This is a genomic window from Allobrachymonas chironomi DSM 19884, from assembly GCF_000374625.1.
In the GTDB taxonomy this organism is placed as follows: domain Bacteria; phylum Pseudomonadota; class Gammaproteobacteria; order Burkholderiales; family Burkholderiaceae_C; genus Brachymonas; species Brachymonas chironomi.
In genome coordinates, this window is record NZ_KB894774.1 from 19,808 (window position 1) to 33,749 (window position 13,942).

13 protein-coding genes and 1 tRNA gene are annotated in these 13,942 nt (G+C 63.4%); 2 read left to right on the forward strand and 12 right to left on the reverse strand.

Annotated elements, in window-relative coordinates; all coding sequences use genetic code 11:
- Nucleotides 1–136: 136 nt before the first annotated feature.
- From C513_RS0110055 to thrS, 9 genes are all read right to left on the reverse strand, one after another.
- Nucleotides 137–213: transfer RNA gene (locus tag C513_RS0110055), tRNA-Pro, on the reverse strand.
- A 69-nt stretch (nucleotides 214–282) separates the two neighbouring features.
- Nucleotides 283–693 carry a MerR family transcriptional regulator gene (locus C513_RS0110060; protein ID WP_018715885.1) on the reverse strand — a complete coding sequence of 137 codons (411 nt, stop codon included), beginning with the start codon at nucleotides 691–693 and terminating at the stop codon, nucleotides 283–285.
- A 100-nt stretch (nucleotides 694–793) separates the two neighbouring features.
- Nucleotides 794–1,132: an integration host factor subunit alpha gene (locus tag C513_RS0110065; RefSeq protein WP_018715886.1), complete on the reverse strand. Its 339-nt coding sequence runs from the start codon at nucleotides 1,130–1,132 to the stop codon at nucleotides 794–796.
- Nucleotides 1,133–1,179: 47 nt separating this feature from the next.
- Nucleotides 1,180–3,609: a phenylalanine--tRNA ligase subunit beta gene (gene pheT / locus C513_RS0110070; RefSeq protein WP_018715887.1), complete on the reverse strand. Its 2,430-nt coding sequence runs from the start codon at nucleotides 3,607–3,609 to the stop codon at nucleotides 1,180–1,182.
- Nucleotides 3,610–3,666: 57 nt separating this feature from the next.
- The gene (gene pheS / locus C513_RS0110075) at nucleotides 3,667–4,704 is read right to left on the reverse strand and encodes a phenylalanine--tRNA ligase subunit alpha (protein ID WP_018715888.1); all 1,038 of its coding nucleotides are present in this window, start codon (nucleotides 4,702–4,704) and stop codon (nucleotides 3,667–3,669) included.
- Between the two features lie 266 nt (nucleotides 4,705–4,970).
- Nucleotides 4,971–5,330, reverse strand: a complete 360-nt coding sequence (gene rplT / locus C513_RS0110080; RefSeq protein ID WP_026320743.1) for a 50S ribosomal protein L20 — start codon at nucleotides 5,328–5,330, stop codon at nucleotides 4,971–4,973.
- A gap of 26 nt (nucleotides 5,331–5,356) precedes the next feature.
- Nucleotides 5,357–5,560, reverse strand: a complete 204-nt coding sequence (gene rpmI, locus C513_RS0110085; protein ID WP_018715890.1) for a 50S ribosomal protein L35 — start codon at nucleotides 5,558–5,560, stop codon at nucleotides 5,357–5,359.
- A gap of 151 nt (nucleotides 5,561–5,711) precedes the next feature.
- Entirely contained in the window at nucleotides 5,712–6,335 is a 624-nt protein-coding gene (gene infC, locus C513_RS0110090; protein ID WP_076342735.1) for a translation initiation factor IF-3, read from the reverse strand.
- A 69-nt stretch (nucleotides 6,336–6,404) separates the two neighbouring features.
- Nucleotides 6,405–8,336 carry a threonine--tRNA ligase gene (gene thrS, locus C513_RS0110095; RefSeq protein WP_018715892.1) on the reverse strand — a complete coding sequence of 644 codons (1,932 nt, stop codon included), beginning with the start codon at nucleotides 8,334–8,336 and terminating at the stop codon, nucleotides 6,405–6,407.
- A 360-nt stretch (nucleotides 8,337–8,696) separates the two neighbouring features.
- Between thrS and C513_RS0110100 the strand changes: the two genes are divergently transcribed.
- Nucleotides 8,697–9,323, forward strand: a complete 627-nt coding sequence (locus C513_RS0110100; RefSeq protein WP_018715893.1) for a DUF6806 family protein — start codon at nucleotides 8,697–8,699, stop codon at nucleotides 9,321–9,323.
- 6 nt (nucleotides 9,324–9,329) lie between these two features.
- Entirely contained in the window at nucleotides 9,330–10,628 is a 1,299-nt protein-coding gene (locus C513_RS0110105; RefSeq protein ID WP_026320745.1) for an MFS transporter, read from the forward strand.
- 15 nt (nucleotides 10,629–10,643) lie between these two features.
- Here the strand turns inward: C513_RS0110105 and murI are convergent, their stop codons facing one another.
- From murI to C513_RS0110120, 3 genes are all read right to left on the reverse strand, one after another.
- On the reverse strand, nucleotides 10,644–11,501 hold the full coding sequence (gene murI / locus C513_RS0110110; protein WP_018715895.1) for a glutamate racemase: 858 nt from the start codon (nucleotides 11,499–11,501) through the stop codon (nucleotides 10,644–10,646).
- Between the two features lie 13 nt (nucleotides 11,502–11,514).
- The gene (locus C513_RS0110115) at nucleotides 11,515–12,222 is read right to left on the reverse strand and encodes a fumarylacetoacetate hydrolase family protein (protein WP_018715896.1); all 708 of its coding nucleotides are present in this window, start codon (nucleotides 12,220–12,222) and stop codon (nucleotides 11,515–11,517) included.
- Between the two features lie 73 nt (nucleotides 12,223–12,295).
- Nucleotides 12,296–13,849: a fumarate hydratase gene (locus C513_RS0110120; RefSeq protein ID WP_018715897.1), complete on the reverse strand. Its 1,554-nt coding sequence runs from the start codon at nucleotides 13,847–13,849 to the stop codon at nucleotides 12,296–12,298.
- Between the last annotated feature and the right edge of the window lie 93 nt (nucleotides 13,850–13,942).

Below are 13,942 nucleotides of genomic sequence, written 5' to 3' on the forward strand. Positions count from 1 at the left end.
AATATTTTCCGCGTGGTGGCACTGGTGCCGGAAAGTGCCCTGTCCGTTATAGACACTATATAGACACTGACGGGGTAAAACAGCCTTAGAACGGAACAAGGGCCTAGCCCTTGTGAGGCTAAGCCCTTGATTTTATTGGTCGGCGTGGCGGGATTCGAACTCGCGACCCCTTGCACCCCATGCAAGTGCGCTACCAGGCTGCGCCACACGCCGAAGACATAGATTATAGGCTGTTTTTGAGGATTTTTACAACAGGCTGAAAAAATCTTGTGCGGCTGAATGTCAGGACAGAAAACCGAGGATGGCCTCGAGCTCCTTGCGCAGGCTGCCGACATCGGTAATGGGGGGCAGATCAGTGCTCTTGACGTCGGGATGCGCGGGCAGGGACGCGGGCTTGGCAGCGACTGCTGCGGCGGCGGCAGACTTGCTGCTGTTCTTGCTCATCTCCAGCTGGTGTCGCGCACCGCTGATGGTGAAACCCTGTTCATACAGCAGATTGCGGATCTGGCGCACCATCAGCACTTCGTGGTGCTGGTAGTAGCGGCGGTTGCCGCGGCGCTTCATGGGTGTGAGCTGGGTGAACTCCTGCTCCCAGTAGCGCAGCACGTGCGGCTTGACGCCGCACAGCTCGGCCACCTCACCAATGGTGAAATAGCGTTTCGCCGGAATCGGGGGAAGTTCGGTACTGCTCATCTGCCTGTTTCTTGGACAAAAACCCCATCATCATACGCCAAAGCTGACGCAACGCGGGGACTTGGCTGCCACACTCCATGTGCTGCGTGAAGCCGCCTGCTCAGTCTTCGTCGCCGGGGGAGGGTTCGTCACCCTGCACGATGGCCTTGAGCTTGTTGCTGGCATGAAAGGTCACGACACGGCGTGCCTCGATCGAGATCAGCTCGCCGGTACGCGGGTTGCGTCCCGGGCGCGGCGACTTCGAGCGCAGCTGGAAGTTGCCGAAGCCGGAGATCTTCACGTCATTGCCCTTGACCAGTTCCTGCACGATCAGGTCGAAGAAGGCATCGACCATGTCCTTGGCCTCGCGCTTGTTCAGACCGATGTTGTCGAACAGCTTTTCGGCGAGCTGGGCCTTGGTCAGGGTCGGGGTTTCGAGGGAATCGAGAGCAATATTCATTGTCGTGCAACAAGAAGGTCAGGGCGTAATGGTAGCGTGTTCTGCGATCAGCCGCGCTGACGTGCGTCAAGGCTGTCGATCAGCTGGTTCAGCACCGCCAGGCGGGCCTGCTCCAGCGCCTCGTCCGTCAGGGCGGCGGCATCGTTCTGCAGCAGCAGGCGGATTGCCACGCTCTTCTCGTCGGCAGCCAGCCAGTCCACGGTCTGGCCGGCCTTGGGGCGGAAAATGTCGAACACGCTGGCGCTGCGCAGCAGGCCCTGGGTGGGCGCAGCCTGCGCTGCGGCGATCAGCTGATCGTGTGTGACCGATTCCTTCACGATTACGGCAACGTCGCGTTCGGCGGCCTGGTACTTGGGCACCGGCTGCGACTTCGGCAGCGGACGCTGCAGCACGGCTTCCCAGTCCAGCTCGAACAGCACCGGAGCCTGCGGCAGATCGTAGGCCTGGCGCCAGCGCGGGTGCAGTTCGCCCAGCACACCGATCTCGCGGCCATCCAGCAGGATGCGGGCGCAGCGGCCCGGGTGCAGTGCCGGATGCTCGGCGGCTTCGAAAACCGGACGCTGCGGCGCCAGCAGCGCTTCCACATCGCCCTTGGCATCGTAGAAGTCGGCTGCACCTTCCTTGGCATTGCTCCAGTGCGGCACGTTCAGCGGGCCGTAGGCCATGCCGGCAACGCGCATCGGCTGGTCGAATCCGGCCACGGTGGTATCGCTGTCCACCACGGTATCGTCGCGCAGGAAGATGTGACCCACTTCGAACACGCGCACACGACTGGCCTTGCGGTCCAGGTTGAACTTGACCACGTTCAGCAGCGAGCCGATCAGCGAGGTACGCATCACGCTCATCTGGCTGGCAATCGGGTTCAGCAGGCGGATCGGCTGGTCATTGCCGGCCAGCTCGCGTTCCCAGCGTTCCTCGACAAAGCTGTAGTTGATGGTTTCCTGATAGCCCAGCGCGGCCAGCTGGCGGCGCACGGCAAATGGATTGCGGCGGGTTTCCAGCGGTGCCTTGGGTGTGATCGGGGCCTGTGGCGGCGTCGTCGGCAGCTTGTCGTAACCGATGATGCGGATCACTTCCTCGATCAGATCCTCTTCGCAGGACAGGTCAAAGCGGTAGCTCGGCGGCGTGACGGTGATCAGGTTGCCGTCGAGTTCGCTCGGCAGGCCGAGGCCGCGCAGGGCAGACAGGCATTGTTCGGCGCTGACCGGCATGCCGATGACCTTGCTGGCGCGGTCCACGCGCAAACTGACGGGCCTGGCCTGCGGCATGGCCGGCTGCACATCGCTGGCCGGGCCGGCCTGGCCACCGCAGATCTCAAGGATCAGCTGGCTGATGCGCTCCACCACCTGCAGCGTGCGTGCCGGGTCGACACCGCGCTCGTAGCGATGGCCGGCATCGGTGCTGAAGTTGTAGCGGCGCGAACGGCCGGCGACGGCCTTGGGCCACCAGAAAGCGACCTCGACATAGACGTTCTGCGTGTCATCACCGACGGCAGAGGCATCGCCACCCATGATGCCGGCCAGCGATTCCACCTCGCGGGCATCGGCAATCACGCCGACCTGGCTGTCCAGAGCCACCGTGTTGCCGTTGAGCAGCTTCAGCTGTTCGCCTTCACGGCCCCAGCGCACGTTCAGTTCGGAGCCGTGGATCTTGTCGCGATCGAAAATGTGCGAAGGCTGGCCCAGTTCGAACATCACGTAGTTGGAAATGTCCACCAGCGCCGAGACGCTGCGCTGGCCGCAGCGCGCCAGACGATCCACCATCCAGGCCGGGGTGGCAGCTTCGGTGTTGACGCCACGGATCACGCGACCGCTGAAGCGGCCGCACAGGTCGGGCGCTTCCACCGTGACCTTGACGGCATCCTCCGTGCTGACGGGGACGCTGGCTTCCGGCAGCGCTTGCAGCGGGGCTCCGGTCAGGGCAGAAACTTCACGCGCGACACCGTAGACGCTCAGGCAGTGCGCCAGATTGGGTGTGAGCTTGAGCGTGAACAGGGTGTCGTCCAGATCCAGATAGGTGCGAATGTCCTGGCCGATCGGTGCATCGGCCGGCAGTTCCAGCAGGCCGCCGTGGTCTTCGGACAGGCCCAGCTCACGCGCCGAGCACAGCATGCCGAAACTCTGCACGCCGCGCAGCTTGCCGACCTTGATCCTGAACGGCTTGCCGTCTTCACCGGGCGGCAGTTCGGCACCGACCGTGGCGCAGGGAATCCGGATGCCGGGGCGGGCGTTGGGTGCGCCGCAGACGATCTGCAGCAGTTCGCCGGTGCCGGCATCGACCTTGCACACGCGCAGGCGATCGGCATCGGGATGCTGTTCCGCATCCTTGATTTCGGCCACCACGATGGACGTGAAGGGCGGAGCCACCGGGCGCAACTCCTCGACTTCCAGACCAGCCATGGTCAGGGTGTCGGCCAGCTGTTCGGTGCTCAGGGACGGGTTGCAGAATTGACGGAGCCAGGATTCGGGGAATTGCATGGGATATTCAGGACAGGAATGCGGTCAGCGGGGAGGACGAAGGTGCGGCCAGCCGGATCAGCGGAACTGGCTCAGGAAGCGCACGTCGCCATCAAAGAACAGGCGCAGGTCATTCACGCCATAACGCAGCATGGTGAAGCGGTCCAGACCCATGCCAAAGGCAAAGCCGATGTACTGCTCCGGGTCCAGGCCCATGTTGCGGATCACGTTGGGGTGGGTCTGGCCGCTGCCGGCCACTTCCAGCCACTTGCCGGCCAGCGGGCCGCTCTGGAACTGGATGTCGATCTCGGCGCTGGGCTCGGTAAAGGGGAAGAAGCTGGGGCGGAAACGCAGCACCAGGTCATCGCTTTCGAAGAACTTGCGGCAGAACTCGGTAAACACCACCTTCAGGTCCTTGAAGCTGATGTTTTCGCCGACCCACAGGCCTTCGCACTGGTGGAACATGGGCGAGTGCGTGGCATCGCTGTCCACGCGGTAGGTGCGGCCGGGGGCAATCACGCGCACCTCGGGGATGCGCTGGCCGGCGTCCAGCAGGTTCTGGTGACGCTTGACGTGCTGCACCGCATGGCGGATCTGCATCGGGCTGGTGTGGGTGCGCAGCAGGCTGCCTCCTTCGACATAGAAGGTGTCGTGCATGGAGCGCGCCGGGTGGTCTTCCGGCGTGTTCAGCGCAGTAAAGTTGAACCAGTCGGATTCGATTTCCGGGCCACGCGCCACTTCAAAGCCCATGGAGCCGAACAGCTGCTCGATGCGCTCCATGGTCAGCGTCACCGGGTGCAGGCCACCGGCACCGCGCTGGCGGCCGGGCAGGGTGACATCCAGTGCTTCGGCCTGCAGCTGCGCCTGCAGCTCGGCCTCGGCCAGCGCCTGGCGGCGTGCCGTCAGCGCGGCTTCGATCGCCTGTTTGGCCTGGTTGATGGCGGCACCACGGGACTTTTTCTCGTCCACGCTGAGCTGGGCCATGCCCTTCATCAGCTCGGTGATCTGGCCGGACTTGCCCAGGAAGCGCGCCTTGGCGTTTTCCAGGTCGTTCGGGGTAGTGGCTTGATCGAAACTCTGCTGCGCGCTGGCAACGATGGCTTCCAGGTCGTTCATGAAGGATTCTTGCAATGGTGGCAGCGCGGCGGCGCTGCCTGGGTCTGACAAAGGAAATACGGGGTGGTGCTGCAGGGCAGCACGCCGCGAAACGGCATGCAGCCATTGTCGCCGCATTGGGTGACAGATGGGTGGATGCGGTCTCTTGGTACGGAGACAATGAAAAAGGGCTGGACCCTTGTGCAGGACCAGCCCTTTGCTTTGGCCAGCGGGTTCGCCGGGCGTCAGTTGGCAGGCAACAGGCGTCGCGGGGAACCCGTCGTGACTCAGGCTGCCAGCTTGGCCTTGACCTGGTTCACGATGCTGGTGAAAGCAGCCGCATCATGCACGGCGATATCGGCCAGCACCTTGCGGTCGATCTCGATGGCGGCTTTCTTCAGACCATTGGTGAACTGGCTGTAAGTCAGGCCATTGGCACGGGCAGCGGCGTTGATACGGGTGATCCACAGCTGGCGGAACACGCGCTTCTTGTTGCGGCGGTCACGGTAGGCATACTGGGCAGCCTTCATGACTGCCTGCTTGGCTACGCGATAGACGTTACCACGACGACCACGGAAACCCTTGGCCAGGGCGAGGACTTTCTTGTGACGGGCACGTGCCGTTACACCACGTTTGACGCGAGGCATATTATTTCTCCTTGTTCGTCAGTTGATTACAGGCCTTGCTTGGGCAGCATCTGTGCCATGTGACCCATGTTGGTCTCATGGACATCCACTGCGCCGCGCAGGTGGCGCTTGTTCTTGGTGGTCTTCTTGGTCAGGATGTGGCGCTTGAAAGCCTGGCCACGCTTGACGCTACCACCCGGACGAACGCGGAAACGTTTTTTCGCGCTGCTCTTGGTCTTCATCTTGGGCATTGGAATGCTCCTTTTTTGTTGTGCTCGTGAGGCGGAATGTCACCTTGACATCCTCTTGCTGGCCCCGAGCCACTTGTTGTTGCCGATTCCGTTGCCGGAACGACTGAATGGCAGACCGCTTGCGCCGCCTGCCAGACGGGGTGCGACAGCCTTACTGGCCGTCGGCTTCAGCTGCAGGCGCGTCGGCGGCCTGCGGCTTGGTGTCCTTGGAACTGCTTGCCTTCTTGCGGCCAGGTGCGATCATCATGATCATCTGGCGGCCTTCCAGCTTGGGGAACTGTTCTACCACGATGCTGTCGCCGAGTTCGTCACGGATGCGCTGCAGCAGGTCCATGCCCAGCTGCTGGTGCGTGATCTCGCGGCCGCGGAAGCGCAGCGTGATCTTGCACTTGTCGCCGTCTTCGAGGAAGCGGCGGATGTTGCGCATCTTGATGTTGTAGTCGCCATCATCGGTGCCGGGGCGGAACTTGACTTCCTTGACATCAATGACTTTCTGCTTGGCCTTGGCTTCGGCAGCTTTCTTCTGTTCCTGGTACTTGAATTTGCCGTAGTCCATCAGGCGGCAGACCGGTGGATTGGCCGTGGCGGCAATTTCCACCAGGTCCACATCCAGGTCTCCGGCCATGCGCAGGGCTTCCTGCAGGGAAACGATGCCGAGAGGCTCGTTGTCCGGGCTGGACAGGCGTACTTCAGGAGCCGTGATTTCACGGTTCAGACGGTGCTTGCGTTCTTCACGGTGGCGGCGGTCACGATATTCGGTAGCGATGGTAGATATCCTTTTTTCAGTTACGGTCAATCACGCAAGACAGGCGACCACCCATTGCTGGCTGGCCACCGAAAGCGGTCAGACAGAAGGGGTTTCTGCCTGCAGGGACTTGCGGGCGATGTCCTGCTGGAGCAGTTCAGTGAATGCATCCACCGACATCACGCCAAGATCCTGGTTGCCTCTGGCGCGTACGGCTACGCTGTTGTGCTCTTTTTCCTTGTCGCCAACGACCAGGATGTACGGCAGCTTCTGCGTAGCATAACTGCGTATTTTATAGGTAATCTTGTCGTTGTGCAGGTCCGTGATGACCCGAATGCCTTGTTTTCGCAGCGTTTCTGCCACGTTTCGGGCGTAATCGGCCTGTGCATCGGTGATATTGAGCACGGCAACCTGCACCGGAGCCAGCCAGGAGGGCAGGGCACCCGCATATTGTTCGATCAGGATACCGATGAATCGTTCCATGCTGCCAACAATGGCGCGATGCAGCATCACCGGGCGGTGGCGGTTGCCGTCCTCGCCCACGAACTCGGCGTCCAGGCGTTCCGGCATGGAGAAATCGACCTGGATGGTACCGCACTGCCATTCACGGCCGATGGCGTCCTTCAGCGTGTATTCGATCTTGGGGCCGTAAAAGGCACCATCGCCGGGGGAGATCACGTAGTCGCAGCCGGAAGCGCGCAGGCTTTCCATCAGCGCATGTTCGGCCTTGTCCCAGACCTCGTCGGAGCCGATGCGCTGCTCGGGACGGGTAGACACCTTGTAGATGATGTTGCTGAAACCGAAATCGGCATACACCTTCTGCAGCAGGGCGGTGAAGGCGCTGCATTCGGCCAGGATCTGGTCTTCGGTACAGAAGATGTGGCCGTCATCCTGCGTGAAGGCGCGCACGCGCATGATGCCGTGCAGGCCGCCGCTGGGTTCGTTGCGGTGGCACTGACCGAATTCGCCGTAGCGCAGCGGCAGGTCGCGGTAGCTGCGCACGCCCTGCTTGTAGATCAGGATGTGGCCCGGGCAGTTCATCGGCTTGAGGGCGTAATCGCGCTTTTCCGATTCGGTGGTGAACATGTTTTCACGGTACTTGTCCCAGTGGCCGGTCTTTTCCCACAGCCCCTTGTCGAGCAACTGCGGCCCCTTGACTTCCTGGTAGCCGTTGTCGCGGTAGACGTTGCGCATGTATTGCTCCACCTGCTGCCAGATGGTCCAGCCCTTGGGGTGCCAGAACACGGTGCCGGGGGAGTGCTCGTCGATGTGGAACAGGTCGAGTTCGCGTGCCAGCTTGCGATGGTCGCGCTTTTCGGCTTCTTCCAGCATGTGCAGGTACTGCTTGAGCTCGTCCTTGCTGGCCCAGGCGGTGCCGTAGATGCGTTGCAGCATCTCGTTCCTGCTGTCGCCGCGCCAGTAGGCACCGGCCACCTTCATCAGCTTGAAGTGCTTGAGCTTGCCGGTGCTGGGCACGTGCGGGCCGCGGCACAGATCCTCGAAAGCGCCTTCGCGGTAGAGGGAGACATCTTCGTTGCTGGGGATGCTGGCGATGATCTCGGCCTTGTAGTCTTCGCCCATGCCCTTGAAGTAGGCCACGGCCTCGTCACGCGGCAGCACACGGCGCTGCACCGGCTCGTCCTTGTTGGCGAGCTCGGTCATTTTCTTCTCGATGGCGACCAGGTCTTCCGGGGTGAAGGGGCGCTTGTAGGAGAAGTCGTAGTAGAAACCGTTGTCGATCACCGGGCCGATGGTGACTTGCGCATCCGGGAACAGTTCCTTGACGGCATAGGCCAGCAGGTGGGCGGTGGAGTGGCGGATCATGTCCAGGCCGTCGGCGTCCTTGGCGGTGACGATGGCCAGGTTGGCATCCTGCTCAATCAGGTAGCTGGTATCGACCAGCTTGTCGTCCACCTTGCCGCCCAGGGCGGCCTTGGCCAGACCGCTGCCAATGCTGGCGGCGACATCGGCCACGGTGACTGCCTGTTCGAAACTGCGCTGGGAACCGTCGGGAAGAGTGATCTGGATCATGGTGTGCATCAATGAGGGCAAGAAAAAAGCGCGGGGTGCCGCGCTTGTGGGGGAGGGTTTTCCGGGTCAGGCCGGGAAAACCGGGCGCGCAGGCAGCTTGCCGGCAGCCGTGGTGCGGTTGCCGTGCGTGGATGTGGTGCTAGTTCGCGGTGTCATAACCCGTACTGCCTTTCCTGCTCTTGTAGGTTGAAGGGAATACCTGCATTTTACCCCGTCTGTGCCAGACTGGCATGACACGGCCTGCATGGGCGTGGCAAATGTGTACAAATCATGACCCGCGGCCGGATGGGCTCCGGTACACTTGCGGCATCGGGTGCCTGCAGCCAGCGCACCCTTGATGATGAAAGCAAGAGAAATCCTATGGCACATTACGATCCCCCCTTTGAAATTCATGTGCACGGCGAGGTCTCTCTGCACCCCGAGGTGACGACTGACGATGTGGCAGAGGCGCTGCGCCCGCTGTGGCAGTACGCCGGTGCGCGTTCGCTGGCCGAAGGCGCTGCCAGTGCCTACGACGAAGAGCCCGGTATCCAGTACGACCAGCGCCAGAACCTGTTGCGCATGTGCTGGACGGTCCGCGGCGACGAGGCGTTTCGTCGCAGCATTGATGACATGTGCATGAACCTCAACGAGCTCGCCAGTACCGGCGCGCCCATCGAGGTCACCTTTTACGATACCGAATATGACGACGAGGACAGTGAGAGTCGCGGCGAGGAAGCACGCGATGATTTCATGATCGTGTTCGTCGGGCCGACGCCTGCGGCCATCATGCAGATCCAGCGCGATCTGCTGGTGCAGGACGTGATTGCCGTGATGGAGCGCCATTTCGACAGCAGCGAGCTGCGCGGCGTGGTCGAGGAAGTGGACAAGCTGTTCACGCAGCGCTTTGACGCGCTGGTCGAATCGCTGGAGCTGGGCAAGCCGCCGAGCGGCTCCGGCCCGGCCGGGCATCGCGGAAACGGCCGCAACAAGCGCCACCTGCACTGATCGTCCATGTTCGCCTTGCTGCCTGACGGGGCGCTCAGGCCCGGAGTGCGCCGGCGCGAGGTGTTTGGCTGGGCACTCTACGACTTTGCCAATTCCGGCTACACCACGGTGGTGCTCACGGCGGTGTTCTCGGCCTATTTTGTTTCGGCCGTGGCTGGCGCTGCCAGCTGGGCCACGCTGCTCTGGACGCTGGCGATCGGTCTTTCGAACACGATCGTGATGCTGCTGATGCCGGCGCTGGGGGCCTGGGCTGACCAGAGCGCGGCCAAGAAGCGGCTGCTGATGCTGGTGACGCTGCTGTGCGTGCTGTCTACCGCCGCGCTGGCGCTGGCGCAGCCGGGCATGGTGCTGCTGGCCGTGCTGCTGACCGTCATCTCCAATATGTTCTACAGCATGGGCGAATCGCTCACGGCGGCGTTTCTGCCGGAGCTGGCGCAGCCAGAGGCGATGGGGCGAGTCAGCGGCCTGGGCTGGGGCTTGGGCTATGCCGGCGGCATGCTGACGCTGGCGGTCTGCCTGGCCTTTGTGCTGTGGGCGCAGGCCCAGGGCATGCCGGCGGGCGAGTACGTGGCCATCACCATGCTGATCACGGCGGCGCTCTATGGCCTGCCGGCACTGGGCACGTTTGCACTGTTGCGCGAGCATGCACAGCCCCGGCCGCAGACGGCGCGCACCGGCATCGCGCAGGCATTGGGCCAGCTGCGCGACACCTGGGCGCAGACGCGGCAGCTGCCTGATCTGCGTCTGCTGCTGGGCAGCACCGTGTGCTATCAGGCCGGGGTGGCAGTGGCGATCACGCTGGCGGCCATTTATGCCGAGCAGGTGATCGGTTTCGAGTCGCAGGAAACCATGATCATGGTGCTGGCGCTGAACCTGGCGGCGGCGCTGGGGGCACTGCTGTTTGGCCAGCTGCAGGACCGCATCGGTCACCGGTTGGCGCTGGGGTTGACGCTGCTGGGCTGGATCGCGGTTTGCCTGTTGGCGGCATCGGCCACGGGCAAGCCGCAGTTCTGGGTGGCTGCCACGGTGGCCGGGCTGTGCATGGGTAGCAGTCAGTCGGCCGGGCGTGCCATGGTCGGGCTGTTTGCACCGCCACGGCAGCTGGCCGAATACTTTGGCCTGTGGACTACGGCGACGCGGCTGGCCAGCATCCTCGGGCCGATCAGCTATGGGCTGATCACCTGGGTGGCTTCGGGCAACCAGCGCGTGGCGATCCTGGCCTGCAGCCTGTTTTTCGTGGCCGGCCTGGCATTTCTGTGGCCAATGCGGGTGCAGCGTGGCCGGCAGGCGGCGCTGGCGGCCTGAGACCGCTTGGCCGCTTCAGAACTGTACCTGTTCCACCCGGGCCTCGTGGATGCCCAGCCACTTGTCGGCGGCGAGTGCCAGCCGTTCGGGCGCGGCGGTGCAGAGCCAGGACAGCTGGCGCTGGTGGCCGCTGTCCGGTTCCGGGAGGGTCAGCCGGGTTTTTTCCAGCAGACGGCGCGTCTGCAGTGCTACCGACTCACCGGGATCGATCAGGGTGACGTCCGGCCCGACCAGCTTTTGCAGTGTGCGTGCCGCAAACGGGTAGTGCGTGCAGCCGAGAGCCAGGGTGTCAATGCCCTGTACCGGATCCTGGCCGACAAAGGGCTCCAGCGCCTGCACATAGGTGGCGCAGAGCTGCTGCACCAGCGCCAGTCCGGCCGGGCCATCCAGCGCATTCTCGATTGCCAGTGCCAGCCCGTTGCAGGCCTGCACGCGCACATCGTGCTCGCCGCGCCAGGTGTGCAGCAGCTGCTGGAACTTGCTGCTGGCCACCGTGCCATGTGTGGCCATGATGCCGATGTGGCCGGTGCGGGTGAGGGCGGCAGCCGGCTTGATGGCTGGCTCGATGCCGATCAGTGGCAGCGTCGGGTAGCGGAGGCGCAGCTCCTGCGCCGCCTGTGCCGTGGCGGTATTGCAGGCCACCACCAGCGCCTTGATGTGGTAGCGCTCTACCAGATAATCGGCGATGGCAAAGCTGCGTGACTGGATCTCGTCGGTGCTGCGTTCGCCATAGGGTGCCCAGGCGGTATCGGCCAGGTAGACCATGTCCTCCTGCGGCAGCACGTGCAGCAGCTCGCGCAGCACGCTGAGCCCGCCAACGCCGCTGTCGAACACGCCCACCGGCTGGCGGGAAAAATCGGTCTCGCTCACCATCTGCCGGGGCTGGTCAGGCGGCAGGCGCGATGGTCAGGTCGATGCTGCCCACGCCTTCGACTTCGCCATGCAGCTGGTCACCCGGCTGCACCGGGCCCACGCCTTCGGGCGTGCCGGTGTAGATCAGGTCGCCGGGCTGCAGCGTGTAGTAGCGCGACAGGTCGGCAATCACTTCGCGGATGTTCCAGATCAGCTGGTTCAGATTGCCGGCCTGGCGCTGCTCGCCGTTGAGCTGCAGCGTGATCGCGCCTTGCTCCAGCACCTGCTCCGGCATGGGCACGATGGGAGACAGCACGGCGGCACCCTCGAAGTTCTTGCCGGTGTCCCAGGGGCGGCCCTTGTCACGTGACTGGTATTGCAGATCGCGGCGCGTCATGTCAAAGCCGCAGGCATAGCCGTAGATGTGCTGGTGCGCATCGGCTTCATCGATGTTGCGGCCCGCCTTGCCGATGGCCACGACCAGCTCCATCTCGTAGTGCAGATTGCTGGTGCGCGGCGCGTAGGGCAGGCTGCTGCCAGACGGGATCAGGTGCGCATTCGACTTGACGAAGTAGAAGGCCGGATCGACCGCCTTGTCGACGGTAAAGCCCATCTCGATGGCGTGTGCCAGGTAGTTGCGGCCAACGCAGAAAATGCGGTTGACAGGGAAGCGGCGGCCGTCACCGGCAATGGCTGCCGAGGCGACCGGGGGTGGCGGGAAAAGATAGGTGTCCTGGGTCATGGCATGGCCTCGCAAGGGGGAAAAGGGCGGTAGCCGGAAGGCCACCGCCCGGAGCGCTCCGGCAACAGAGCGATCAGGCGCTGGTGATGTCGATGCCCTTGAATTCGCCAGTGGCGATGCGCTTTTCCCACTCGGCCGGGCCGGTGATGTGGGCGCTGGTGCCGCCGGCGTCTACCGCCACGGTGACCGGCATGTCGACCACGTCGAATTCGTAGATGGCTTCCATGCCCAGATCCTCGAAGCCGACGACCTTGGCCTGCTTGATCGCCTTGGACACCAGGTAGGCGGCACCACCCACGGCCATCAGGTAGGCCGACTTGTGGTTCTTGATGGATTCGATGGCGACCGGGCCGCGCTCGGCCTTGCCGATCATGGCGATCAGGCCGGTCTGCTCCAGCATCATGTCGGTGAACTTGTCCATGCGGGTGGCGGTGGTCGGGCCGGCGGGGCCGACCACTTCATCGCCCACCGGATCGACCGGGCCGACGTAGTAGATCACGCGGTTGGTGAAGTCGACCGGCAGCTTTTCGCCCTTGGCCAGCATGTCCTGGATGCGCTTGTGGGCGGCATCGCGGCCGGTCAGCATCTTGCCGTTGAGCAGCAGGGTCTGGCCCGGCTTCCAGCTGGCGACTTCTTCCTTGGTCAGGGTGTTGAGGTCGACGCGCTTGCTGGTTTCGGTGTTGGGCGTCCAGTTGACCTGGGGCCACAGATCCAGGCTGGGTGCCTCCAGGTAGACCGGGCCGCTGCCGTCCATGACGAAATGGGCGTGACGGGTCGCAGCGCAGTTCGGAATCATGGCTACCGGCTTGGAGGCGGCGTGCGTGGGGTACATGGCGATCTTGACATCCAGCACGGTGGTCAGGCCGCCCAGGCCTTGTGCACCAATGCCGAGTGCGTTGACCTTTTCGAACAGCTCCAGACGCAGCTCCTCGACCTGGTCCAGCTTCTCGCCCTTGGCGGATTTTTCCTGCAGCTGGTACATGTCCAGATCTTCCATCAGGCTTTGCTTGGCCAGCAGCATCGCCTTCTCGGCGGTACCGCCGATGCCGATGCCGAGCATGCCCGGCGGACACCAGCCGGCACCCATGGTCGGCACGGTCTTCAGCACCCAGTCGACCAGGCTGTCGGACGGGTTCAGCATGACGAACTTGGTCTTGTTCTCGGAGCCGCCGCCCTTGGCTGCGACGGTCACGTCCAGCTTGTCGCCGGGCACCAGCTCGACAAAGATCACGGCAGGCGTGTTGTCCTTGGTGTTCTTGCGCGCGAAGTGGGGATCGGCCACGACGGATGCGCGCAGGCGGTTTTCGGCCAGGTTGTAGCCACGGCGCACGCCTTCGTTGATGGCGTCATCAAGCGAACCGCTCAGGCCCTCGAAGCGCACGTCCATGCCCACCTTCAGGAACACGTTGACGATACCGGTGTCCTGGCAGATCGGGCGATGGCCGGTGGCGGACATCTTGCTGTTGGTGAGGATCTGCGCCATGGCGTCCTTCGCCGCAGGGGATTGCTCGCGCTCGTAGGCGCGCGCCAGGTGCTGGATGTAGTCAGCCGGGTGGTAGTAGCTGATGTACTGCAGCGCGCCAGCAATCGATTCGATCAGATCGTCCTGCTTGATGATGGTCGTCATGTGTGTCCTCGTTATGGGTATGGAATGGGCTTGCCTGGCGCGTGGCCGGGCAACATGACGGATTTTAGCGCTTGGTGCAGGGGATGGTGATCG

Excerpts from the sequence above, each read along its gene's own strand:
- rplT (WP_026320743.1), bottom strand. The coding sequence starts at position 5,330 with ATGCCTCGCGTCAAACGTGGTGTAACGGCACGTGCCCGTCACAAGAAA.
- C513_RS0110115 (WP_018715896.1), bottom strand. The coding sequence starts at position 12,222 with ATGACCCAGGACACCTATCTTTTCCCGCCACCCCCGGTCGCCTCGGCA.
- C513_RS0110105 (WP_026320745.1), top strand. The coding sequence starts at position 9,330 with ATGTTCGCCTTGCTGCCTGACGGGGCGCTCAGGCCCGGAGTGCGCCGG.
- pheT (WP_018715887.1), bottom strand. The coding sequence starts at position 3,609 with ATGCAATTCCCCGAATCCTGGCTCCGTCAATTCTGCAACCCGTCCCTG.
- rpmI (WP_018715890.1), bottom strand. The coding sequence starts at position 5,560 with ATGCCCAAGATGAAGACCAAGAGCAGCGCGAAAAAACGTTTCCGCGTT.
- C513_RS0110065 (WP_018715886.1), bottom strand. The coding sequence starts at position 1,132 with ATGAATATTGCTCTCGATTCCCTCGAAACCCCGACCCTGACCAAGGCC.
- pheS (WP_018715888.1), bottom strand. The coding sequence starts at position 4,704 with ATGAACGACCTGGAAGCCATCGTTGCCAGCGCGCAGCAGAGTTTCGAT.
- C513_RS0110060 (WP_018715885.1), bottom strand. The coding sequence starts at position 693 with ATGAGCAGTACCGAACTTCCCCCGATTCCGGCGAAACGCTATTTCACC.
- C513_RS0110120 (WP_018715897.1), bottom strand. The coding sequence starts at position 13,849 with ATGACGACCATCATCAAGCAGGACGATCTGATCGAATCGATTGCTGGC.
- C513_RS0110100 (WP_018715893.1), top strand. The coding sequence starts at position 8,697 with ATGGCACATTACGATCCCCCCTTTGAAATTCATGTGCACGGCGAGGTC.
- murI (WP_018715895.1), bottom strand. The coding sequence starts at position 11,501 with ATGGTGAGCGAGACCGATTTTTCCCGCCAGCCGGTGGGCGTGTTCGAC.
- thrS (WP_018715892.1), bottom strand. The coding sequence starts at position 8,336 with ATGATCCAGATCACTCTTCCCGACGGTTCCCAGCGCAGTTTCGAACAG.